Source organism: Lachnoclostridium phytofermentans, assembly GCF_000733755.1.
Lineage (GTDB): Bacteria > Bacillota > Clostridia > Lachnospirales > Lachnospiraceae > Lachnoclostridium > Lachnoclostridium phytofermentans_A.
Window position 1 is genome coordinate 94,747 of the sequence record NZ_JPOF01000007.1, and the last position, 23,770, is coordinate 118,516.

Here is a 23,770-nt window from a genome sequence, read left to right on the forward strand (position 1 = left end):
GAAGGTCTTTTGGACAATACCGTCAGGAGGGGGGAGCGCTACCGTTAGCTCAATCCGTTGAATCGCTGAATAACAAAATGGAGGTCCGACAGTAAAAACATAGCAAAATGGTAAATTATGGTTGTAAAGTGAGGTGCCAAATGATATTCTTGAATTGTACCTATACAAAACATTTACATTATTCGAGAGGAGTTATTATATGAAAAAAAAGTTACTAATTCCTTTAATTTTTGTAAGCGCGACTTTGACTATCGCAACAGTTGCGCTGGCAGTTCCAATATATAACAAAATATCTAAATTTAAGTCCATTAATGAAGTAATAAAATCCAATGATGGTGTAGCTTATTCAGTTCAAGGGCACAAAGAAAATAAGAAAATAAGTGATTCTATAGACCCTATCTCAGGTACAGCAAAATACAAATATGATATTAAAAATTTTGATTTGAACGAAATCAAATTGAAGAGTAATAGAAAAGAAATCAAAAAGTTAAATCTCATTGATGGACTTGTATCTACAGAACTTAATTTTACTTTTATTAAAAACAATAAAAATAAGTTGATACTTGTTGAGGATATAGATGAACCATACCATTTTGTACTTATTCCAGAAACGGAACAATACATTCTAGAGTATAAAAATAACTTATATAAGCTTGATTCAAAGAAAAATAGCATTACTCCATTACTTAAAGATGACGTTCTAGGTTATAACAAAAAAGAGTTGGGTGACAAGTGTATTAATGCACATGATAAAAATATGGTATTGAGTTGGGGAGAAAATCCATCTGTGAATTTGTCAGGAACAAAACTTACCTATATTTCTAATAGAAATGGAATTAAAAATGATAATGGTAAAAACATCGTTTGGATTAAAGACCTAGTAACTAATGAGGAAAAACCATTAGGAGAAATCGGGTATACTTGCCTTGGCTGGGATAAATCAGATAATGTATATTATTTAGATTTTGATCAAAACGTTATAAAAATTAATGCAAATAGTGGAGAAAAAACTACTATTGCTGAGAAAGTTAATCCAGAATCTAGTTACTTATATCCATACCTAATTATAGTTGGAGATAATCAAATAGCCCTACTAAACGTTGATACCAATGAACAAAAATCATATATAAATAGCCAAATTAATGACTGTTACTATTTGAAAAATAATAAAGAAAATTTAGTTGCATTTCAGGCAAGAGAAAAAGAGAACGTAGATCCAACATTAATTGTTATTTTAAACACTGTTGATTTATCTTATAAAATTATACAACCTCTAGAAAATACATTCTTTGAAGATTATAGTTGGTTGGATTCTGAAACACTTATTGTTACCTCTACAACAAGTGGTACTTTGGAACAGCAATCTTATGTTATTAATATAAATGAACTAAACTAAAGGAGGGATTTATTGATGAAAATAAAAAAGATTTTAGCAATAATTATTGTATCGGTTTTTTGCATAAGTTCATACACTAAAGTATTTGCATATAATGGGAAACACATGGATTTTTTAAGTGGTGATGCTATAGTGGGGAACTCTATCTATATAACTGCTTATACAATGAATGATAGAGTATGGCAAGATTTGATGGAGTAGAGGTGTATTATAAAGTTGGTAGCGGAAGTTGGTCATCTATCCCTAAATCAATGAAAAAGTTTAATACATATGGAAGATGGAATTTGATTTTAGTACAGTGGCTAGTAGAGGTCAAACTGTATATTATTATCTTGCTGAGTTAAGAACTGGAATAACAGGGGATAATTGGGGACTATGGCCACAATACTATGCTGGTTCACCAAAATTACCATCTAATTTTGGAAGTAATCCAATAAAATATGGTACAATAACAATTCCAAAGGATTAAATTGTAAATTTTAGTTTGTTAAAAAGGAGTTATTCAGAACGGGAGCGACAACATTTTGTTCGATTTACATAATAAAAAAGCGGGTAGAGCGTCAAAACCTCTACCCAAATTTTTTAATCATCACGAAAAATAAAGTGTATTTGTACTTTAATTCGAAATAACAAATTTACTTCTCACTTATAATAAAGTACATTTTTCATCAAAATTGTAGAATTATAAAATTTACTTCTAGCGCATTAGTATTAATATATATAAATTACTACATATTCTAAAAACCTCTAAATAGCAGAAAACATATTATCATTTCTTCTATCCAGAGGTTTATATTTTACTATATTACAAGCGAATATTATCCTTAATACAAGCTAATTTTAGGATAACGCTTTTACATAGGTAGCAGCTCTAATTCCTGCTACAGCACCGTCAGAAACTGCGGTGGCAATCTGTCGCACTACTTTTTTGCGGATATCGCCTGCTGCAAATACGCCAGGAAGGTTGGTTTCCATACTGTCATTTGTAACAATAAAGCCGTCTTCTAGTGTAACAGCTTCGTAGAGGGATGTATTAGGGGTGGAACCAGCAAAAAGATAGATACCGCATCCATCGACAGTAATGGATTGTACTTCATTTGTATGTACATCCGTAATATCTAGCCTGGTTACATGGTCGGTACCGTGAATCTGAGTTAATCTTGAATGCAGGCAAAGTGACAATTTAGGATTTACCTTTGCTTTCTCTACAAATTCGGAGATTGCACCAAGTTGATCTTCAAAATGTATTAAGGTCACTTTTGAAGCAATTTTGGTAAGGAACAGAGCTTCCTTTAATGCACCATCAGAACCGCCAACAACATAAACATCTTTTCCTTCGTAAGGTTTTCCTTCATTAGAAAGATTATAATGAACGCAGTTACCTTGGAATGCTTCTTCTCCTGGAATATTCAAATGACGTGGGGAGGTTCCGTTGGCTAGTACTACTGCTTTTGCTTCGTATACATTTTGATTGGTGATTACCTGTTTACTCTTATTTTCAAGGGAAAGAGACGTAACATCTTCGATACGAATTTCGACACCAGAATTAAGAGCCTGTGATTTTAATCGATCAGCAAAGGTAGTACCAGACTCATTCTCAAGGATTCCAGAATAATGTGTTACGGTAGAAACATTTCTTATGATACCACCAACAGCATCTTTTTCTAATACTAATGTTTTTAGGCCACGGCTTACAGCGTAGATTGACGCACTAATACCGGCAGGTCCGCCTCCAATAACAATAACGTCATATAACATGTTAATCACTTCTTTCTTTCAATTTGGTTGAAACATATTATATACCCAGAAAATTTGATTGTCTATGATTTATTATTTCATTTGTTCTTCTATCATTATTGATGGGAATAGAGTAAAATACAGTGGAAAGCTTAGAATGCTAATCTCAATAAGGTGGGGAATCAAAGTGGATAATATTAAAATTTTAAATGAAATCTATGTCAAAATAAATAAAAAGAAGAAAGAACTGATTCAGGCGTTGAAAGAAAAAGGAATTTCTTACCGATGGGGGTATTATAGTCAACATAGTGTAAAGATAAACGAGGAATGGATTACTGAGGAGTATCCGATACCAGTAATAACAATTGATCATATTGGTGATTTGGGGATTGATATTCCTCATATCTTTTTAGAGATAGCTATAACGAGGGAGCAGGCATTGAAGTTTGATTATCACAAGTTAGAATCCTATCCGTTTGAAGTGTATGGTATGGAGAATTATTTAAATGATTTTTATAATACTTCGCTATCTTTCACGGAGATTAAGGATAGAATTCAAAAAAGTAGTGAGGTATCGATAGGAATTAGTGTTTTCTTTTCAGTGGATGAGCCAGCGAGTGGAATCTGTCATAAAGTGATGGAAATTCAAAAATACTTCGCATAAAGATAGACACATAGTTTAATAGTTAGATTTTAGACAGAGATTAATGGTTTTGAAGTAATTCTAATGTCACTTTTATGAGAATCATGTTATAATAGAGTAGAAAATGACGATTGCTACTCTATGAATAGTCCTATGTTAGATTTCGTAATGGCTATTAGGAAGAGTTATTCCTCATTTTAAGTGTAATTAGAAAGGAGCTTATCGTGTAGTTCTATTATGCTGCACGGTATAAAATAGATATGAAATTAGTATCATGGAATGTAAATGGAATCCGTGCCTGTGTACAAAAGGGGTTCTGCGACTTCTTTAAAGAAATCGATGCAGACATCTTTTGTATTCAAGAAAGTAAATTACAGGCAGGACAGATAGAGTTAGATTTTGAGGGTTATTATCAATACTGGAATTATGCCGAGAAAAAGGGATATTCGGGTACTGCAATCTTCACAAAGAAGGAACCACTACAGGTTACCTATGGAATTGGTATTGAGGAGCATGACAAGGAAGGACGAGTAATTACATTAGAATTTGAAGATTTTCATATGGTAACAGTATATACGCCAAATTCTCAAAATGAGTTGGCACGTCTTCCTTACCGTATGGTTTGGGAAGATGAGTTCCGAAGCTTCCTTAAAAAATTAGAAGAAACAAAGCCGGTTATCGTTTGTGGGGATTTAAATGTAGCGCATAAAGAAATTGATCTTAAAAATCCTAAGACAAATCAGATGAATGCAGGTTTTACAATGGAAGAGAGAACAAAGTTTAGTGAATTGTTAGAGGCTGGATTTATCGATACGTTCCGTTATTTTTATCCAGATACCACTGATATGTATTCTTGGTGGTCTTATCGTTTTAAGGCAAGAGAAAAGAATACAGGTTGGCGTATTGACTATTTCTTAGCTTCCAAAGGGTTAGAAAGTAGATTGGTGGATGCAAAGATTCATTCCCAGATTTTTGGTTCTGATCATTGTCCAGTTGAATTGGAAATAAAGTAAAATATAAATATAGAAAATATAATTAGAAAAATAAAAAGAGAAATAATAAAAAGAGAAATAATAAAAAGGATTACGGCGATATTCATTATGAGATAACCCCTAAAAGTTAGACTTTATGGCGAGGTGGATTTTCGTCGTAATCCTTTTTTATGGGGCAATAATAAAACTTATAAACTAAGCAATAAATGCAATGTTATAAAATGTCAAAATAAAATCAACAAATAAAGTTGTACTTGTGTCTATGTTATTGACACAAGTACAGTCAATCCAAAGAGTAGTTATAAACTTACTTATTATAACGACCTGTATCAATCTTTTTAGAAACAGGGCGAATTGATTATGCCTCAAATCCTATTAATATGCCACCTTGCTCTGCATAATAGCTGCAAAGTCCACTTGTACTCATTATCTCGATATCATACTTAGGAAATAGCTTTTTGATCGAGATTGCTATGTATTCTGCAACATCCGCACTAAAACAGTGTGCGATTACTACTCTCCCACCTTTATAATTTTTTGATACCATCTTTTCGATTGCCTTATCATAAACAGTCAACTTACCACGGCATTTATCCAGCAGCTCAAGCGTTCCTTCTTCACTAGCAGTTCCCAAAACTTTAATACCGAGAATACCCGCCATGCTGGCTTTTAGTCTGCTAATACGTCCATTTTTCACAAGATTATCAAGTGATTTTAGGATAAAGAGGAGGTGAGTATTTTTACGATATTTTTCTATGTTAGTAACGATATCTTTAAAACTCATACCTTGATTGATTAATTCGGTTAATTTTCTCACGATCAATGTCATTTCAGGCCCTGTTGACTTAGAGTCAATGAGATGAATTTTACGGTCTGGATATTGGTCAAGAAACATATCTTTTGCTGTATTTGCACTGGTATAACTTGCAGAGAGTGTGCCTGTAATAGTAATAGCAAATACAAAGTCGGACTTTTCATATGCTCTCATATAGTCTTCTGGACTAGGAGCAGCACTTCCAGTTTTTCCTTTATAAGCGTACATTTCCTTCATAAATTCTTCTATATTTAAGTTTAGATCATCTGTAAATTCTTTCTCTCCGATATCAAGTTTTAAAGCTACTCTGGTAAAATCAATCTGCTTTTTTGTATCAAAATTAAGGCTTCTCATATCGCATCCTGAATCAACAACGATTCCGTATTTCATAGTTACCTCCATTGCCATGTTCCGTTATTTTAGTAAATCGATAAGTTACTACTTATCCAAATGTAGTTTTTATTACTATATCACATTGTACTACGAGCTATAATGTGTTACAATTTACAAAAGTGGTCAAAATGTTTATATATTAGGGGGATGATTATGAGAATAACGGAAGATGGTACAAACCTTACCGCGAGGAATCAATATATTAGAATGTGTATAGCCAGAACCTTAATTCATATAATGGAGGTAAAATCGTTAGAAGACATTACGATTACAGAGCTAGTGAAAAAAGCGAACGTATCAAGAATGACTTTTTACAAATATTATAAATCTAAGCAGGAAGTTTTATCTGATTATATGTACGAAATCGTGAATGATTATATGGAAGATGCGAGAAAGAGAACTGATATTGGCGGACTTCATGATTATAAACATATTTGTCATTGTTTTCAGTTTTTTAAACAGTTTAGTGATTTTATAAAAATATTATTGAATGCCAATATGTATTCTGTTATTATCAATGCCTTAAATAACTATATGGACAGTTATGTTTTACCAACCTCGAATCGTTCCAGATACGAACTCTATTATTATGCGGGGGCTTTATGTAATACTTACATTAAATGGGTGGAAACGGGGATGATAGAAACTCCAGAAGAAATAGCATCCATTGTATATAAACATGTAGGAAGGAAGGATTAATGAAAAAGACATTACTTGATTATTTAGATGTAATTCAAGAATTACCGCAAAAAGATAAATATGATAGACAGGAAATTTTAATCAATGAATTTCTTATAGAAAAAGATGAGGATATCGAAATATATTATGCCCCACATAATGAGTATAGAAACCCACATGCTAAGATTTTTATAATAGGAATTACACCAGGATTTCAGCAGATGAGCACTGCCATAGCAACAGCAAGGAAGGGGGTAGAGTTAAATCTTCCAAGTGAGCAAATCCAATATGAATGCAAAGTTGCAGGACGATTTAGTGGTGTTATTCGAAAAAATATAATACAGATGTTGGATGAACTAGAGTTACCTTACTACTTGGGCATAAAAAGTACAAGTGAACTTTTTTCAAAAGAGGATAACTTGTTGCATACGGTATCACTAATTCCATACTCCGTTTTTATCAATAAGAAAAACTATTCTGGTCATACCCCCAAATTGCTAAAATGCAGTTTGTTAAAAAAATATATTTATGAAAACTTTATAGAGGAATATCGTAGTTTAATAAATAAAGAAGATATATTACTGATACCGCTTGGACGAGCAGTGGAGGAAGTTCTTATTCAATTAGAAGAAGAAGGCTTGATATCAAAAAATCAAATATTATTAGGTTTTCCTCATCCTTCTGGTGCTAATGTGAATCGTATCATACAGTTTCAGGAGAATAAATTAATGATGATGGATTATCTTCGAAAAAGAAATTGGATAGTAAAGAAAAACATATAAAAACGAGAATCATATTAAAACGAAAAAGGAACGGTTGCATGAGAGACTTATTTTGCAATAGTTCCTTTTCTTTACTTAAAACCATCATACATAGAATAATTTAGATTGCCAATACTAGTATCGAAATAAACAAATAATATATCATTAAATATCGAAACTAATATTAAAAGTAAGGAGGAATCCAATGCCAAAGGATAGTCAACCGGATAATAAAGAAGCGAGAAAAGAGAAAGCAAATGGGCAGACACCAATTACAGAAGAAAATCAAAATCAAAATCCAAATGCTAAGAAAAAATCAATCCCAAACAATGACGTATAATTTCAAAAATCCAACATGGAATTTTATAAATAAAACCCTAATAGAGTTAAAATAAGTCACTAATAGAGAACAAATAAATCCCTAATACAGAATAAATTAATACCTAACACTAGGCGGCTTTTTAAGAGCCAGAAAAGAGGTTAATATGGAAGTTAAGAAAACAACTCAATCGAAAGATTGCGGAACAAAAAATGGAATCAATTTTGATTACGATTATAATACAGAATATGGTGACGGGGATATCCCAGATGTAGATAAAAACTGTGCAAAAAATGCGAAAGAAAATTCTAAGATTAGTTCCAAAAATTGTTCCAATAATTACAGGAATGTATCACCAGATGAAGTTCCAAGAAGAGATGGTCCTGGAGGAGAATAAGGATCTTAGAAAGGTGGCAATTAGTTATGATGAAATTTTTTAAATGTGATAACGACAGCTTAATAATACCTGTTACAAATAATTTTACTTCTGCTGACTCTTTAAAGTATGCGGAGGAAATAAGTCCAAATACAGTAGAAGCTAGTGCAGAGAAGCACATACCTGTTGTAAACTGTAGTGGTAATACCGTAAGAGTTAATGTTGGTAGCGTTTCTCACCCAATGACAGAGGAGCATTCCATCACAACTGTTATCTTAGAGACTCGATGTGGAGGACAGTATAAATTTTTACATCATGGCGATGAACCAATAGTTCAATTTGATGTATCTTCTGGCGACAAAGCAATGGCAGCCTATGCTTACTGCAATTTGCACGGTTTATGGAAAGCAGATATTGATTAAATAAACTCCTTACCCTAGTTCACTATTTTGTGATGTGGGTAAGGAGTTATTTACTCTTATAGAGTTCTTACTCCAAAAAGTTTAGGTTGGTAAGTTATGCTCCAATCTGTTGACATCTAAAATCAAAAGGAATACAATCACCTTAAGATATTGAAACGTAAATATCTGAAGTAATCCATAACTTAAACATTGATTATAGACGGCTTATTTATAAAATTCAAAAGAGGTAAGTCGATAGTAGGAAGGATACATTATTAAAAATTGGAGGTAACATTATGCGTAAAGTATTATATATAAAAGCAAACATTAAGCCGGAAGGTATTTCAAGAACATTTCAGGTGTCTGATTATTTCATTGAGGAATATAAGAAACAGCATCCAGAAGATGAAGTAATTGTACTAGATTTATATCAAGAGAACATTGATTTTTTACGACCTGCGGATTTAGAGGCAATGGGTCAAGTAAATGATGAAACTAAGAAGGATACTACAATCCTTAAGTATGCTTATCAATTTGCAGAGGCAGATAAATATGTATTTGCAGCGCCAATGTGGAACTTAGGTTTTCCAGCGATCCTAAAAGCTTATATTGATTATATTACGATAACAGGAATAACATTTCACTATACAGCAGAAGGACCGAAAGGTCTCTTACAAAATAAGAAGGCGGTTCACATTGTAGCCAGAGGTGGAGAGTATGGCAATGCTCCATATGAAATGGGAGACCGATATTTAAAAACGATATTAAATTTCCTTGGTGTTGATAATATACAGACCATCGCAATAGAAAATTTGGATATTGTAGGCGCTGATGTCGCAGCTAAGGTAAACGAAGGAAAAGAGAAGGCTGGATTAGTAGTAAAGGAATTCTAATGATTTCATTGCTGCAATCGATTCGGAAGAAGAAAATAATAAAATCTCTCGTAGGTGCACAGTCAAGAAAGAGATATCTTCCTATGTACACTATACGCATCTGAAACGCCCTGCAATTTAGGGCGTTTTTTTGAATTCATAGGAAATCTTGTCCTATGAATCAAACCCCCTCCGGGGGATAGTACTCTATGCTAAGGAAGTATGGCCGCTAAAGCGATCGCACTCCGTCCCGAGAGTTCCGCTTCCGGATTCTTTGTTCTTCATGACTAGGATAAACAGCATGGACGAATACTTTGTAATATGAGATAATACCTTAATAAGTTAGTCGTTAATAACGAACCGGATAAAGATACTTTCTAATAAAATACTGAAACTTAACTTTGATTGGAGTTGGGTATAGAAAAAATTGAATTAAAAGAGACATGATTGCTTATGTTCGATAAGTATAAAACTGCCAAATGGATTGGAGTGAATTAGAGATGAAGATAGATCGATTAATCGGTATCATTACTGTCTTACAAAATAATAAAAAAGTAACAGCACCTTATCTTGCTAAGAAGTTCGAAGTATCAAGGCGTACCATTAATCGAGATATAGAGGATATCTGTAAGGCAGGTATACCAATCGTCACGACACAGGGGAATGAGGGTGGAATTTCTATTATGGAAGGCTTTAAGTTAGATACTACAGTATTTACAACGGATGAATTGGAAGCCATTTTGGTAGGATTAAAATCATTTGATAGTGTCTCCACTCATTCTGCATCACATAGACTAATAAACAAAATATCACCGAATAGGCCTACTGTAATGTCTCTTGCTGACAGTATATCAATTGATTTATCTTCTCATTACAAAGATAGCTTAGCCCCGAAGATTGCACAATTAAGGGAAGCAATACAGCAAAAAAGAGTTGTTACGTTTCACTATTATTATAATAAAGGAGAGGATGATAAGAGGATTGAACCTTATCAAATAGTTTTTCAATGGTCTTCTTGGTACATATTTGGATTTTGCTTAAAGAAGCAAGAGTTTCGGCTATATAAATTAAATCGTTTATGGGATTTACAGACGACGGAGGAAGAATTTATCCCAAGAGAAATACCGGCAGAATGCTTGGATTTTAATCGACATATACCAGATCATTATGAGATTACAGCAGTATTTGATCCAAGTGAAAAATACCGGTTAATAGAAGAATACAGTTTTGGCTGCTTTCGAGAATTGGAAGATGGAAGATTACTGTTTAAGAGAGGTTTTACAAATCTTGAAGTAGCGGTGAGCTGGTTTTTAGGTTTTGGAGATCGTGTCGAAATATTAGAACCAATCGAAATGAGATCATTAATGAAGGGAGAAATTCAAAAAATGTTGAAGCGGTATCAGTCCTAAACACGACATACTGATGTCGTGTTTGCTATGATAAACTATAGCTAAAATGTAAAGTGTATTAAGGGTGTAAGATAAATTTTTCACTCAACAAGTTTGTGTCTGCGCCACGCACATAAACTTGGGATGCGCAGAAATGAGGAGAATAATGATTGATACACGATGCGGTTTACGCTGCGAAGGATGCTCATTTAAAGAAAGTCATGGGTGCAAAGGTTGCATTGCAACCTTTGGAAATCCTTTTCATGGAGAATGTTATGTTGCAAAATGTTGTCAAGAAAAAGAACAAGTACATTGTGGTGAGTGCAAAGGATTTCCTTGCAAAATTCTGATAGAATATTCGAATGATCCAGTACATGGTGATAATCCGAAAGGAGCAAGAATTGAACAATGTAGGCAGTGGGGAATTTCAGAATATGAATATGAAGTAAACAAATCTAAAGCAAAGGAAGCAAAAGAAGCAAAAGAAGCAAAAGAAGCAAAAGAAGCAAAAGAAGTAAAGGAAGTAAAGGAAGTAAAGGAAGTAAAGGAAGTAAAGGAAGTAAAGGAAGCAAAGGGGTAAATAGTGAAATGAACAGTAAAGAAAATAATGAAAAAAGCAAATCAATATCAGAGCTTAGAATAAAAAATTATCATGATTTTTACCAGGCATTACTGTTATGTGGATTTACAGTAGGAGGATCAAATCCAGAGGGGATTTTTTCTCTATGTAGTAAATTTACCGATAAGATTTGCTGGCATACAGAAAATCCTGAAACTGATCCTTGGGAATGGCGTATGCGGGTACTTGATGAACAGACAGATATTGCTTACGCGAAGGTATTTTTTAAGAAAAGCGGTTATATCACCAAAGAATGGATTCCATATTTTCTATCGGTAAGAAGAAAAGGAGAAAGTTTAGAGGAAGCTTACCTAGAAGGTACTATTTCTAACATGGCTAAGAGAATTTATGAGTTAATTGAAGAACATAAGTGCTTGGCGTTTCACGATATCAAAAAGTTAGGAAACTTTAATAAAGAGGACAATTATCGGTTTGAAAAAGCATTGATTGAATTGCAAATGAAGATGTTTATTACAATGTGCGGTAGAAAGCAAAAAACAAACCGCTACGGTGAAGGTTATGGTTGGAATTCTACTGTTTTTTGCACGACGGAAGAGTTTTGGGGAGAAGAACTATGTCAACTAGCGGATCAGATTAAGGTAACAGAAGCGGAGGAAAAAATTCGGGAACATATACTAATCTTAAATCCGTGTGCGGAGGAAAAGAAGATACGAAAATTTATCTATGGATAATGTGTATAAGATAATTATGCACGAGTTTTTATTGGAAGGTGATTGGTCTTCTATTTCATGAATGCTAAATACAGAAAATGATAACCGCTAGTATGTCTAGAAAAGGGAACTGTTTTAAGAGGACTGAGTCCTGCACAATTTGAGGATTCAGTCCTTATTAATTACCTAATATAAAATATGTCTGACTTTTGGGGTGAGATCATGATTGAGGGTCAGGTGTATGATTTTTTCGATTAATCCATTCCGTTGAAGAATCCATTGCCGCACGAGTAGCGTTGGTTTGATCTAATGCATTTAACATAACAAAATCATGAATGATTGCTTGAAAACGAACTGCGGTAACTTCAACTCCAGCGCAGCGTAATTTTCTTGCATAAGCTTCCCCTTCGGATCTTAATACATCAGCTTCTCCATTTAATATAATTGCTGGTGGCAGGCCTTCTAGTTGATCCGTTGTAGCACGTAATGGAGATGCTGTAATCTGATTGCGATCTTCCTCACATTTCGTATATTGATCCCAAAACCACATCATCCCTTCCCGATACAAATAATAGTCGACAGCAAATTCACAGTAAGATTCCGTGTCGAAACAGGCATTTGTTACAGGATAAAAAAGAACCTGTTTATGGATTTTAGGTCCATTTCTAAATTTTGATAGAATGGTCATAACAGTTGCCATATTACCACCAACACTATCACCAGCTACTGTTAAGGTAGAAAAGTTAACCTTACAGGAGAGTGCAGACATAAGTTCTGGCAGGCAGCACATGGTCTTATAACATTGCTCCACAGCAGTTGGATATTTTGCCTCTGGCGAGCGTGAATATTCTGGAAATACGAGAATAGAGTTTGTTCTTGCAGCTAGTTCATGTACAAGTTTTTTGTGAGTGTGTAAGCTACCAAACACCCAGCCGGCTCCATGAATATAAAAGATAATATTTGGTATACCAACAAGACAATCAGGTATAATACAATAAACCTTAATTGCACCCCATTTTCCAGTATCGACTTTGAATGCTTTTATTGTTGCTGGATAAATACAGACAGGAGTATTTTGAGCTTCTTTTAATCGGAGACGCCCTTGCTCGGGAGGTATCTGAAAAATTAGAGGTGGTATGGAACTTTGATCGCTTACTTTTTCAGCGGCTTGTTCTAAAGGTACACAACGCATTGTGAAAGCCTCCAAGTTATTTGCTTCTGGTAGTATTATATGGGAGTTTCATGATTAAGGTGTTTTTATATAGGAAAAATATTGTAAATATGGTATTTTATACATAAGTCATTGCTTAGGATAAATATTAACGCTGGGTGAAAGAAAAATCTAGTATTAAGTATATAAAATATTGATGTGTAGAAACTATTTTAAATACGAGTACTATAGTTTTTACGATTATGGATCTAAATCAATTATTACTACAGAGATTACGGATCATGTACACTTTAGGATTTCTTATGAATTAATCAACACTTTACAATGATTGATTCTGTATACTAGGGTGATACAAATTATCCATACGGTAAATAATCGCTATAGTAACATGAGTGGTTTTGATTAGTCTACCTCACGGAATTAGGAAGGAGGATGAGGAATGAATCCTAATATAACATTAGAAAATACGTATCTAACTCTACCAGAAGAGTTTTATACAGCTCAGTTGCCAAGTAAAGTTCCTTCGCCCAATCTGGTGAAATGGAACAGTTCATTAGCAAAAGAACTTGGTCTAGATTCTGAGTTCTTTCAAAGCAAAGAAGGTGTTTTGATACTCTCTGGTAATAAAGTTTTAGAGAATTCAACACCAATTGCAGAAGCGTACGCAGGACATCAATTTGGTTACTTTACTATGCTTGGTGATGGGCGTGCAGTACTTCTTGGAGAAATTGTTACGAAAGATGGAGAACGTTATGACATTCAATTAAAAGGGTCTGGTAGAACACCATATTCTAGAGGGGGAGACGGCAAAGCAACCCTTGGTCCAATGTTACGTGAGTACATTATTAGCGAGGGTATGAAAGGATTGAGAATACCAAGTACGAGAAGTCTAGCGGTACTAACTACAGGAGAGACTATACTACGTGAAACGATGTTACCCGGTGCTATTTTAGTTCGAACTGCAAAAAGCCATATCCGTGTGGGTACCTTCCAATATGCAAATCAATTCCTTGATACCAAAGAACTTAGAGCACTTGCAGATTATACGATTGAGAGACATTTTAGTGAAGTATCTTCGAAAGGAGAAAGATATCGAAATCTTCTTCATGAAGTTGTGAACAGTCAAGCTAGGTTAATTGCGAAATGGCAATTAGTAGGTTTTATTCACGGAGTAATGAATACAGATAATATGGCTATCTGCGGTGAGACCATTGATTATGGACCTTGTGCATTTATGGATACTTATCATCCAGAGACAGTATTTAGTTCTATTGATAGAGAAGGGAGATATTCTTATCAAAATCAACCAGGGATGGCATCTTGGAACTTAGCAAGATTTGCGGAAGCACTGTTACCTTTATTACATGATAATAAAGAAAAAGCGATTGAAATTGCACAGGAAGAGTTCAATCTTTTCTCTAAGTGGTATCATAACTATTGGTATGAAGGCATGAGAAAAAAATTAGGATTATTTCATAAAAATGAGATGGATGAACACTTAATAGAGGCTTTGCTAAGTATGATGTTAAAATACGAAGCAGATTTTACCAATACATTCCGTGATCTTACCTTGAGTCAGACTACGCAAATGAAATTAGCTGATTCAACGGAATATCAACAATGGATTTCCTTATGGCAGGAAAGAAGAAAACAGCAAGAAGAGTCCTTAGAGGAATCAAGAAAATTAATGGAATCAGTAAATCCAGCCGTAATTCCTCGAAATCATAGGGTAGAGGAAGCATTGGAGCGCGCCGTTAATTTTAAAGATTATGCCGCCTTGGATTCTTTAGTTGCAGTATTACGACATCCGTATGACTATCAAAACTTGAATGATTATTATACTACACCTCCTGGGGAAGCCGCATGTGGTTATCGAACATTTTGTGGAACGTAACAGAATAAGCGATATAAAAAAGTTGTGTTTCCAGCCGATTAAATCTCTTTTGAAAACTGGAAAATGGCATGGTTACTGGGGTTATGATAGCCTTTTCCTGTATGAAATCTGATGAAAATGAGCCCTATTTTTATTTGGTACCCAAATAAAAATAGGAGCTTAATTTGAGGAGGTAAGGCGAACTTGATAAGTGCTTACATGCAAATAGTAAATAATAAAATGCTTCTGTCATTTTACTGCAATTCATAACAAAGAAAATTACGCGAAGAGTGCATTTTCTAGTTTAAAAGAAGTCCTTTACACCTAGATTGCGACCTAGTATAATGGGACAGTGATTTGAAATTACGGAGAAGGAAAAGGATTTGAGATGTCAGATTTTGTATTTATTATTGAGATTATAGGTACAATTGCGTTTGCAATTTCTGGGGCAATTGTTGCAATCAAGAAGAATATGGATATCTTTGGAGTACTTGTATTAGGAGTAACGACAGCTGTTGGTGGTGGTATGATACGAGATATTTTATTAGGAGTCTTACCTCCTACTATGTTTCGTAAATCAGTATATGTAACGGTAGCTGTGATAACCACCTTGATCGTCTTTTTAGTAATGTATTTTTTACAGGGGAAAATAAATCGTTATTCCAAGCGAGTAGACCGAGTTATCAATGTTTTCGACGCAGTAGGTCTTGGTGTATTTGTCGTTGCTGGTGTAAATACTGCTGGTAACAATGGATTTGGTGAACTAGCATTCTTATCCATCTTCGTTGGTGTTGTAACAGGGATTGGTGGTGGAATACTTAGAGATATCTTGGCAGGTAGGATACCGGTTGTTTTACATAAACAAGTATATGCTGTGGCAGCGATTGTTGGTGCATCCGTATACTACTATACTAGTGACTGGATTGGAACGAATGCAGCGATGATAGTCGGACTTTCGATGACTATTACACTACGTATGTTAGCAACTTACTTTGAATGGAATTTACCGAAGATTGGTGATAAGGCTTAAGATAAAAGTTATTAATTTGATATTATGAGTAGGCAGGAAGAATCAGTATAATAACAACTAATCATTAAGGAATCACTATATAGATAAAATAAAAAATTGCAAGGATGGTAACAGTTTAATTACTTAAGTACCACTTTCTAATTTTAGCGCCTTTGGTTCAATGACCTAGGGCGTTTTTTATTCATGACCAGGAAAAGTACGAGAAGCGTACTTTTTCTTGTTTATGATAAGTAAAGATTCTCGAAGCGTGCACTTCTTGTTTTAATACCATATATTGACAATTCCCATAACTTATTATATCTTAGCATTAAGAATAGTGATAATTGACGGGGGTGACTGATTTGAAGATAGTTGTGATCTATAGAAGCAAGACAGGATTTACTAAAATGTATGCAAAATGGATATCGGAAGAGCTTCTATGTACTGCTGTACCCTATGAGGAATTAAAGGAGGTTAAGATTTCAGAGTATGATCTCATCATATTCGGTAGCCGTATCCATGCTGGAAAAGTCGATGGATTTCGTAAGTTCAAGCGGCAGTTGGAGGGAAATACTACAAAATTGATTGTATTTGCAACCGGAGCGACACCTGCAAAAGCAAAGGATGTTATCGATAAAATCTGGAAGTCTAGTTTTTCCAAGGAAGAGCTATCTGAAATCCCTCATTTTTATATGCAAACGGGATTGAATTATGAAAGAATGAGGGCTGGTGACCGTCTTATCATGAAAGCACTTGCCAAAGTTTTACGCAATAAAAAGGAAAAAGATAGCGAAGAAAAAGGATGTGAACAGGCAATAAAAAATTCTTATGACATCTCTTCCAGAGAATTCATCACTCCTTTGATAGATTATATAGGTAATAATAAGGTGTGCCAATAATTCCCTATTCATTTCTTCCTGGGTTTGTATCGTAATAATGGATAAAAAGTAACTTATTTTGTCAATCTATCTATGTAACATATTGTATGATTATCGATATGAAATGTTAGGTTCTATGTTATCATATTTGATTGACTGGAGATAGGAAGACAATGAAAAAGAAAATTACGTTTCCATCTGCTTATACGATTCTATTTATTGTATTAATATTGGCAGCAGCGTTAACCTATGTGGTTAATGCGGGTTCTTATGCAAAGCTAAGTTTTAATTTAGATACTGGTAATTTTGTTGAAATATTACCAGATGGGACTAAGAAGACTTATGAAGGTACGCAAGAAACTTTGAATCAGCTAGGAGTTGCAAATGATATTGCTAAATTCAAAGATGGAAGCATCAACAAACCGATCGCAATTCCTGGGACCTATGAAAGAGTAGCTCCAAATCCACAGGGAGTAGTTGATGTATTATTGGCTCCAATAAAGGGTGTATATGACAGTATTGGAATCATTTTGTTTGTGTTGATCATAGGTGGTGTTATTGGTGTAGTCAATGAAAGTGGCTCTATTAATGCAGGGATTGCCGCACTTTCACGAGTAACGAAAGGTCATGAGTACTTACTAATCGTTTTTGTGACCTTCTTGATCGCGCTTGGTGGCACAACGTTTGGACTGGCAGAAGAAACGATTGCATTTTATCCGATTTTAATGCCCGTTTATCTGGCGGCTGGATATGATGCTATTGTTTGTATCGCAGCAATTTACATGGGATCATCGATTGGTTCTATGTTTTCAACTACGAATCCGTTCTCTGTAGTAATAGGTTCCAATGCAGCAGGTATTAATTTTACACAAGGGATATCCTATCGGGTGATTGGCCTAGTCCTTGGTTTTCTCATTACGACCTGGTATATCGTGCGTTATGCTACAAAAATAAAAAAGAATCCTGAAAAATCTCTTGTTATTGAGATGAAAGATGAAATAAATCGAAATTTTAGTAAGAAAGAGGACGCAGAATTTACAACCAGGAGAGTATGGATCTTATCCATCTTTGCTATCAGCTTTGTTGTTATGATTTATGGTGTCTCAAAACTAGGTTGGTGGTTTGAAGAAATGACAGCACTCTTCTTAGTATCTGGTATTTTAATCGGAATTATTGCAGGGATTGGAGAAAAAGCATTCGTTCATACATTTGTCGGTGGGGCAGCGGATTTAGTTGGAGTTGGTCTTGTCATTGGTATTGCAAGAAGTATTAATATCATATTGGAAAATGGTCTTGTATCAGATTCTATTTTATATAGTTTATCTAATCTCGTTTCTGGTATGAGTCCGAATATATTTGTTATTTTAATGATGTTTGTATTTTTAATCTTAGGCTTTTTTATTGCATCTTCTTCAGGACTTGCTACGCTTGCCATCCCAATTATGGCTCCACTTGCAGATGCTGTTGGTGTCCCAAGAGATGTGATTATAACAGCATGCGTGTTTGGTCAGGGACTGATGTCGTTTATTACACCAACGGGGCTAATCCTTGCAAGCCTTGAAATGGTGAACGTAACCTATAATAAATGGCTTAAATTCATTCTACCATTATTAGGTATGATAGCGGTTTTGGCGATAGCGATTTTATTATTAGAAGTGAATATATAAGATGTGAATTATGAAGAAAGTTTAACTATAATGATGGCATAATAGATAGAAAAGGAAGGTAGTGTGAAAAATCAAGATTTTTCACACTGTTTCGACAGAAAGGAGGATTTATATGAGGATTTTTATTGCGATAAATCTAACGGAAGAGTTAAAGGTTAAATTATTCGAGCAGATTACTGAATTAAAACAGCAATCAGTGAAAGGAAATTTTACACGCAAAGAAAATCTTCATCTAACGCTGGCTTTTTTAGGAGAGGTCGGTGAAAATCAATTAAAAAAACTTAACAATGTAATAGAACAATTCGAGTTCTCTAAATTTACTATAGAATTCTCTAATATGAGTTCATTCCGTAATGGGGATGAATTTTTACCCTGGATAGGTATTGTTGCAAATGCAAATTTGCATCAATTACACGATCAGCTAATAAAAGAATTAAAGGCAGCGGGTTTTACCCCAGATGATAAAGAATTCACTCCTCACATCACCTTAGGACGAAAAGTAATTCTGAAAAGTAATTCCGAACGAAACATAAATGGCAGATTAATTGGTAAAGAAATGATGGTAAGTACAATTAGTATAATGAAATCCGATAGAATTTCTGGAATCTTAACTTATACTGAAATATATAGACGAAATCTTTCTTAATTAGTTAAAGAAAGATTTCTTATTCATGGCAAGGAAAAGTACGCGAGTTCATTCCATTAGTTACAATAAAGTTATGTTTGTGTTCTAGTTATTTTGGAACGTAAATATTATTATTCATAAAAAAAGGTCTTCACATACCGTGAAGACTTTTTTTGTAGTTTTCTGTATGCAATAGGTAGTTTACCAGACTGTTATGTTATATAATGGAAGCAAATTGAAAATAGTATATATGGCTAATTATGAAAAAAAATATACATATTATCTGGAGGAAAAGTATGAGAAAATACGTGGTCGAAAATGTCTTTGGATGTGAAAATATATTGTTTTTCAATCGAAAAGTAGTTCATGGTATTTACAAAGGTTTTCATGTTGTAATGTATAAAAATGAAGATACCGGTATTACATTACATATTAATGGTACAAGCATACATGGTGATGAAGTGACGGAAGAATTGATAATGGAATATGCAAATTATCTATATCATATGAAACACTTTGCGGAATGTGGAGGTGTAAATCAACGACTGCTAATGATAAGATTTGAAACATCAATATTTAAAAATAAATGTGTTCGTCAATTGAGGATGCTTCTTGATGACGTAATAAATTTTTTCCTTCAACATGAGTTTATAACTACTTGTACGGATTGTGATAATTCAGATAGAAACATAGGAATGGCGTCCATAAAAGGAGATGATTATCCTTATCAAGTACTTTGTCCTTTATGTTATAAAAAACGTGTCATAGAATTTGAAAATTCTAAATGGAATAAGAGAGAAGAGGAAAAAATCCCGATAAAGTCATATGTCTTAACAATACTTGGAATTATTTTTACCAGTATTGTTTATAATATTTTAGTTTATTTGGGAGAATTCGGTCAACCTGGACTGCTGCTTCTTTTTGTGATACCGTATTTTAGTTTTCAAATCCATGGCGGTATCTATACGAAGAAGAGATTAAGGATTGTATTATTATTTATCTTTTTAGGTTTTCTTTTCGTAGAATATTTTGGTTTTATTACAAGATATTTAATTTATGATAACTCCGTAACTATAACCTATGCTATGAAACATTTATTTGATTTTATAATGTCGATTGAGCGTAATATAAGAATGCTTATTTTTGATGGTATATTTTTTGTATTCGATGTCATCGTGTTAGGATTAACAAACAAACGAATTATAAAGAATGACTTTAATATAAGAAAATTCAAGTATTATGGTAAATAGCGGTAGGAAGGGAAGTCAATATGAGAATTTTTATTGCAATAGTTCTTTCGTCATTTTAGGAGATTTAGAAAAAACTGATTGACTTTAACGCAGCGTAATAGTTTATACTTCATTTCGAGGTGATAATAATGGAATACACAGTAAACAAGTTAGCGAAAATTTCAGGGATAAGTACACGAACCTTACGTTATTACGATGAAATCGGCTTATTATCGCCTGAAAGAATCAGTTCGAATGGTTACCGCATTTATGGGCAGTTACAGGTTGACTTGCTACAGCAAATATTATTTTTTAGAGAACTTGGATTGAGTCTAGAAGAAATCAAAGAGATTGTATACTCGAAAACTTTTGACCGAAACAAGGCTTTGGAAAATCATTTAGCCGCTCTTTATCGAAAGAAAGAGCAAATTGATCTGTTGATACAAAATGTTAGTAAAACAATTCGAGCTACGAAAGGAGAACTTATTATGTCTGATAAAGAAAAATTTGAGGGATTCAAACAAGAGCTAGTGGAGGAGAATGAAAAGAAGTACGGAAAGGAAATACGTCAGAAATACGGTGACGAAGTTGTGGAAGCTTCAAATGCAAAAGTAAAAAATATGACAAAGGAGCAGTATAATGAGGTAGAACAGCTATCAAAGGAAGTGAATGAAACACTAAAAGAAGCAACATTGTTTGGAGATCCGGCAAGTGAACTAGCGCAAAAAGCATGTGATTTGCATAGACAATGGCTTTGTTACTTCTGGCCAGAGGGGATGTATTCGAAAGAAGCACATAAAGGACTTGCTACTATGTATTGCGAGGATGAGCGATTCAAGGCCTATTATGATGCAATTACACCAGGCTGTGCAGAGTTTCTTCGTGATGCAATTAATATCTACTGCAAATAATCTAGAGCTTACTATGCCGTTATGTCTTCTTGCCGCTATAACGGCATAGTACTTCTTTTTCATGACAAGGAAAAGTCCGCTAAGCGTGCTTTTTTGTTAAGTATAGTGTACTTGAGTAGTTTTACTTGACGGATTACAAAAAGATAGTTACAATGAACCTAATTTATTTGTCAGAGAGGAGATTTACAATGTTCTTAACTAAAAAACATCATCATAATCATGGTAAACAATAAGCCTATGTAATTACATGGGCTTTTGTGCGTTGCATATGCCCATGATGCATAAACGGTGATGATTTAGAAAGAATAACGAATCTCGTTGAATCATAGTCATTTGGGTATATGCCTAAATGGCTTTTTTGTTGTAGAAAGAAAGAATGAAAGAAAGATACAAAAGGGGTAAGCGTGATAGTAGTTGCAGAATGATAAAGCAACAAAGAAAAGAGGTAAAATATGAAAATCAGTACAGTAAAAGGCATGAATGAATATTCACCAAAGGAAGCTTTCTTAAGAGACTATTTGCAGAATGTAATCTTAACAACCTACCAATCCTTTGGATTTGAAAAGATAAGCACTCCCGTCATGGAGGATATCGAAAATCTTGAAAATAGTGAAGGTGGAGAAAATCTAAAACTATTATTTCGGGTATTAAAGCGTGGAGATAAACTAGAAAAAGAAATATTAGATGGAAACTTTGATAAATTATCTGATTTAGGACTACGATACGATCTAACCCTACCATTGTGTCGCTATGTGGCTAATAACAGATTTAAGCTACCAACTCCATTTCGCTGCATCCAGATAGATAGGGTATATCGGGCTGAGCGTCCACAAAAAGGCAGATTGCGAGAATTTGTGCAATGTGATATTGATATCATAGGAACGGATTCCTATACTGCAGAAATTGAACTTATTACAACCACTGCAAAGGCTTTACAGGAAATTGGAATAAGGAATTTTGTGATAAAGATTAATAATAGAAGACTCTTAAACACACTACTCTTATCCCTTGGTTTCACAACAGAGCAGTTGGAAGGAGTTTGCATCTCCTTTGATAAAATGAGCAAAATTGGGGTTGGAGGTGTAAAAGCAGAGCTAATTGAGAAAGGCTGTAAGGAAGAAGCAATTACTAGATTTACAGATTTTCTGTTGGATATGCCAATAGCGCTAAACACAATTCGTGAAATGTTAGGTGAGAATGAAGACATTAGAAATCTTGAAACAATCATGAATTCGTGTAACAAACTATCGGGTGGTAATTACCAAATGGAATTTGATTTATCCTTGGTAAGAGGACAAAGTTATTATACCGGAGCGGTGTTTGAAATTGTAAGCAATGACTGGAATGGTTCGATTGCTGGTGGTGGAAGATATGATAATCTGATAGGAAAGTTTACGAATGAGGTGATTCCTGCGGTTGGTTTTTCTATTGGTTTTGAACGCATTTATCAGATGTTACTAGATAACAATTATCAAGTACCCAATAAGAAAAAACGTTTGGCAATCCTTTATAAAAAAGATGCAATTGTGAAAGCGTTGCAGGAAGCGAGGAATTACCAGCAGGACTTTGATATCGTTCTTTGTGAAGAAAAATCCAATGTTCGAAAGCAGATTGGAAAGATGAGAACACAAGAATACGATGCTTTTTTACAACTGGATCAAAGCGAAGGGATAAAATTCCTTTCATCTGTTTAACAAATCTTAAAGAAGAATAAATAAGTCAAGTTTGTTGCCAATATAGGATTGGCAACAAACTTATTGCACCTGTTCTTTAGGATTACTTAGTCAGTTTTACCTTATCTCTCACCCACCAGTCAACATATTCCGCTACTTCTGATACGGTCTTTTTGGTAATATCAAATGTGTCAATATTGCCACTTGGCAAGGTACCATTTTCCATGAACCATCGATTGTAGTCAATGGAGCTACAGATCCAATCTTCATTTGTAATCTGTCTGCCTTCCATCATGCGCTTCTCCAAAGCCTCCTTGCTGCAAACTAGAGCCAAATAATAGATGTTAGAGAAAAAACGTCGATGATAAGTAACTTCGAATTTGTCTAAAGCACCAGCAATCGTCCATAGGAGTGGCTTACCGCTTTACATGATAGTAAGTGAAAATTCCATGATATGTTCCACCCAATCTAGCAAATCTTCCTCTGTCTCATGTGGCATGATATTATAGAGAATATCTGCATCCATTACGATGTAGTTCGTTTCTCTTTGAAGTAGCTCCTGCGCAGTAGTGGTTTTTCCTACTCCGCTACAACCTGTTAAGATAAAAGTATTCTAAGTAGTGTAAAATAAAAGTATGGAAATCGGATTCGCTTGCCACGTGAGTTTTCTAAGT

27 protein-coding genes are annotated in these 23,770 nt (G+C 34.2%); 22 read left to right on the forward strand and 5 right to left on the reverse strand.

Annotated features, from left to right (window positions below; genetic code table 11):
* The first annotated feature begins 199 nt into the window (after window positions 1–199).
* The 3 genes from CC92_RS0116340 to CC92_RS0116350 all read left to right on the forward strand — a co-directional run bounded on the left by CC92_RS0116340 (window position 200) and on the right by CC92_RS0116350 (window position 1,865).
* On the forward strand, window positions 200–1,396 hold the full coding sequence (locus CC92_RS0116340; protein WP_029501568.1) for a hypothetical protein: 1,197 nt from the start codon (window positions 200–202) through the stop codon (window positions 1,394–1,396).
* A gap of 15 nt (window positions 1,397–1,411) precedes the next feature.
* Window positions 1,412–1,597 carry a hypothetical protein gene (locus CC92_RS0116345; RefSeq protein ID WP_029501567.1) on the forward strand — a complete coding sequence of 62 codons (186 nt, stop codon included), beginning with the start codon at window positions 1,412–1,414 and terminating at the stop codon, window positions 1,595–1,597.
* 76 nt (window positions 1,598–1,673) lie between these two features.
* Complete coding sequence (locus CC92_RS0116350; protein WP_029501566.1) at window positions 1,674–1,865, forward strand: hypothetical protein; 192 nt, start codon at window positions 1,674–1,676, stop codon at window positions 1,863–1,865.
* 371 nt (window positions 1,866–2,236) lie between these two features.
* Here the strand turns inward: CC92_RS0116350 and CC92_RS0116355 are convergent, their stop codons facing one another.
* Window positions 2,237–3,154, reverse strand: coding sequence for an NAD(P)/FAD-dependent oxidoreductase (locus tag CC92_RS0116355; RefSeq protein ID WP_029501565.1), 918 nt, complete (start codon window positions 3,152–3,154; stop codon window positions 2,237–2,239).
* A 166-nt stretch (window positions 3,155–3,320) separates the two neighbouring features.
* Between CC92_RS0116355 and CC92_RS0116360 the strand changes: the two genes are divergently transcribed.
* Window positions 3,321–3,797 (forward strand): DUF3201 domain-containing protein, encoded by a 477-nt coding sequence (locus tag CC92_RS0116360; RefSeq protein ID WP_029501564.1) that lies wholly within the window; start codon window positions 3,321–3,323, stop codon window positions 3,795–3,797.
* 239 nt (window positions 3,798–4,036) lie between these two features.
* Window positions 4,037–4,789 carry an exodeoxyribonuclease III gene (locus tag CC92_RS0116365; protein WP_029501563.1) on the forward strand — a complete coding sequence of 251 codons (753 nt, stop codon included), beginning with the start codon at window positions 4,037–4,039 and terminating at the stop codon, window positions 4,787–4,789.
* 337 nt (window positions 4,790–5,126) lie between these two features.
* Here the strand turns inward: CC92_RS0116365 and CC92_RS0116370 are convergent, their stop codons facing one another.
* Window positions 5,127–5,972 carry a DegV family protein gene (locus CC92_RS0116370; protein ID WP_029501562.1) on the reverse strand — a complete coding sequence of 282 codons (846 nt, stop codon included), beginning with the start codon at window positions 5,970–5,972 and terminating at the stop codon, window positions 5,127–5,129.
* A gap of 156 nt (window positions 5,973–6,128) precedes the next feature.
* Between CC92_RS0116370 and CC92_RS0116375 the strand changes: the two genes are divergently transcribed.
* The 9 genes from CC92_RS0116375 (at window position 6,129) to CC92_RS0116415 (ending at window position 12,081) form a co-directional block, all read left to right on the forward strand.
* On the forward strand, window positions 6,129–6,674 hold the full coding sequence (locus CC92_RS0116375; RefSeq protein WP_029501561.1) for a TetR/AcrR family transcriptional regulator: 546 nt from the start codon (window positions 6,129–6,131) through the stop codon (window positions 6,672–6,674).
* Window positions 6,674–7,435, forward strand: coding sequence for a hypothetical protein (locus CC92_RS0116380; protein WP_029501560.1), 762 nt, complete (start codon window positions 6,674–6,676; stop codon window positions 7,433–7,435). Before CC92_RS0116375 ends, CC92_RS0116380 begins: the two co-directional genes overlap by 1 nt.
* 184 nt (window positions 7,436–7,619) lie before the next feature.
* Window positions 7,620–7,754, forward strand: coding sequence for a hypothetical protein (locus CC92_RS23245; RefSeq protein WP_278245207.1), 135 nt, complete (start codon window positions 7,620–7,622; stop codon window positions 7,752–7,754).
* Between the two features lie 145 nt (window positions 7,755–7,899).
* Window positions 7,900–8,130 carry a hypothetical protein gene (locus CC92_RS0116390; protein ID WP_029501559.1) on the forward strand — a complete coding sequence of 77 codons (231 nt, stop codon included), beginning with the start codon at window positions 7,900–7,902 and terminating at the stop codon, window positions 8,128–8,130.
* Between the two features lie 26 nt (window positions 8,131–8,156).
* Window positions 8,157–8,531 carry a desulfoferrodoxin family protein gene (locus CC92_RS0116395; protein WP_029501558.1) on the forward strand — a complete coding sequence of 125 codons (375 nt, stop codon included), beginning with the start codon at window positions 8,157–8,159 and terminating at the stop codon, window positions 8,529–8,531.
* 275 nt (window positions 8,532–8,806) lie between these two features.
* Window positions 8,807–9,403: an FMN-dependent NADH-azoreductase gene (locus CC92_RS0116400; protein WP_029501557.1), complete on the forward strand. Its 597-nt coding sequence runs from the start codon at window positions 8,807–8,809 to the stop codon at window positions 9,401–9,403.
* A gap of 479 nt (window positions 9,404–9,882) precedes the next feature.
* Window positions 9,883–10,791: a helix-turn-helix transcriptional regulator gene (locus tag CC92_RS0116405; protein WP_029501556.1), complete on the forward strand. Its 909-nt coding sequence runs from the start codon at window positions 9,883–9,885 to the stop codon at window positions 10,789–10,791.
* Between the two features lie 145 nt (window positions 10,792–10,936).
* Window positions 10,937–11,350, forward strand: a complete 414-nt coding sequence (locus CC92_RS23090) for a DUF3795 domain-containing protein (protein ID WP_242847874.1) — start codon at window positions 10,937–10,939, stop codon at window positions 11,348–11,350.
* An 8-nt stretch (window positions 11,351–11,358) separates the two neighbouring features.
* Window positions 11,359–12,081 carry a hypothetical protein gene (locus CC92_RS0116415; protein ID WP_029501554.1) on the forward strand — a complete coding sequence of 241 codons (723 nt, stop codon included), beginning with the start codon at window positions 11,359–11,361 and terminating at the stop codon, window positions 12,079–12,081.
* A gap of 199 nt (window positions 12,082–12,280) precedes the next feature.
* On the opposite strand, the gene CC92_RS0116420 is transcribed toward CC92_RS0116415, so the two are convergent.
* A complete protein-coding gene (locus CC92_RS0116420) occupies window positions 12,281–13,252 on the reverse strand; it encodes an alpha/beta hydrolase (protein ID WP_029501553.1) in 972 nt (323 codons plus the stop codon).
* Window positions 13,253–13,670: 418 nt separating this feature from the next.
* Between CC92_RS0116420 and CC92_RS0116425 the strand changes: the two genes are divergently transcribed.
* From CC92_RS0116425 to hisS, 8 genes are all read left to right on the forward strand, one after another.
* Complete coding sequence (locus CC92_RS0116425; RefSeq protein WP_029501552.1) at window positions 13,671–15,125, forward strand: protein adenylyltransferase SelO; 1,455 nt, start codon at window positions 13,671–13,673, stop codon at window positions 15,123–15,125.
* A 367-nt stretch (window positions 15,126–15,492) separates the two neighbouring features.
* Window positions 15,493–16,134: a trimeric intracellular cation channel family protein gene (locus CC92_RS0116430; protein WP_029501551.1), complete on the forward strand. Its 642-nt coding sequence runs from the start codon at window positions 15,493–15,495 to the stop codon at window positions 16,132–16,134.
* 341 nt (window positions 16,135–16,475) lie between these two features.
* A complete protein-coding gene (locus CC92_RS0116435) occupies window positions 16,476–17,012 on the forward strand; it encodes a flavodoxin domain-containing protein (RefSeq protein WP_029501550.1) in 537 nt (178 codons plus the stop codon).
* Window positions 17,013–17,164: 152 nt separating this feature from the next.
* On the forward strand, window positions 17,165–18,658 hold the full coding sequence (locus CC92_RS0116440; protein WP_029501549.1) for a YfcC family protein: 1,494 nt from the start codon (window positions 17,165–17,167) through the stop codon (window positions 18,656–18,658).
* A 112-nt stretch (window positions 18,659–18,770) separates the two neighbouring features.
* The gene (gene thpR / locus CC92_RS0116445) at window positions 18,771–19,304 is read left to right on the forward strand and encodes an RNA 2',3'-cyclic phosphodiesterase (protein WP_029501548.1); all 534 of its coding nucleotides are present in this window, start codon (window positions 18,771–18,773) and stop codon (window positions 19,302–19,304) included.
* A 275-nt stretch (window positions 19,305–19,579) separates the two neighbouring features.
* Complete coding sequence (locus tag CC92_RS0116450) at window positions 19,580–20,533, forward strand: hypothetical protein (protein ID WP_029501547.1); 954 nt, start codon at window positions 19,580–19,582, stop codon at window positions 20,531–20,533.
* A 128-nt stretch (window positions 20,534–20,661) separates the two neighbouring features.
* Window positions 20,662–21,423: a MerR family transcriptional regulator gene (locus tag CC92_RS0116455; RefSeq protein WP_029501546.1), complete on the forward strand. Its 762-nt coding sequence runs from the start codon at window positions 20,662–20,664 to the stop codon at window positions 21,421–21,423.
* A 452-nt stretch (window positions 21,424–21,875) separates the two neighbouring features.
* Entirely contained in the window at window positions 21,876–23,117 is a 1,242-nt protein-coding gene (gene hisS, locus CC92_RS0116460) for a histidine--tRNA ligase (protein WP_029501545.1), read from the forward strand.
* Between the two features lie 82 nt (window positions 23,118–23,199).
* On the opposite strand, the gene CC92_RS0116465 is transcribed toward hisS, so the two are convergent.
* Together CC92_RS0116465 and CC92_RS23660 are read right to left on the reverse strand one after the other, a co-directional pair.
* The gene (locus CC92_RS0116465; RefSeq protein WP_155998579.1) at window positions 23,200–23,403 is read right to left on the reverse strand and encodes a hypothetical protein; all 204 of its coding nucleotides are present in this window, start codon (window positions 23,401–23,403) and stop codon (window positions 23,200–23,202) included.
* A 117-nt stretch (window positions 23,404–23,520) separates the two neighbouring features.
* Window positions 23,521–23,700 carry an AAA family ATPase gene (locus tag CC92_RS23660; protein WP_155998656.1) on the reverse strand — a complete coding sequence of 60 codons (180 nt, stop codon included), beginning with the start codon at window positions 23,698–23,700 and terminating at the stop codon, window positions 23,521–23,523.
* Window positions 23,701–23,770: the final 70 nt, after the last annotated feature.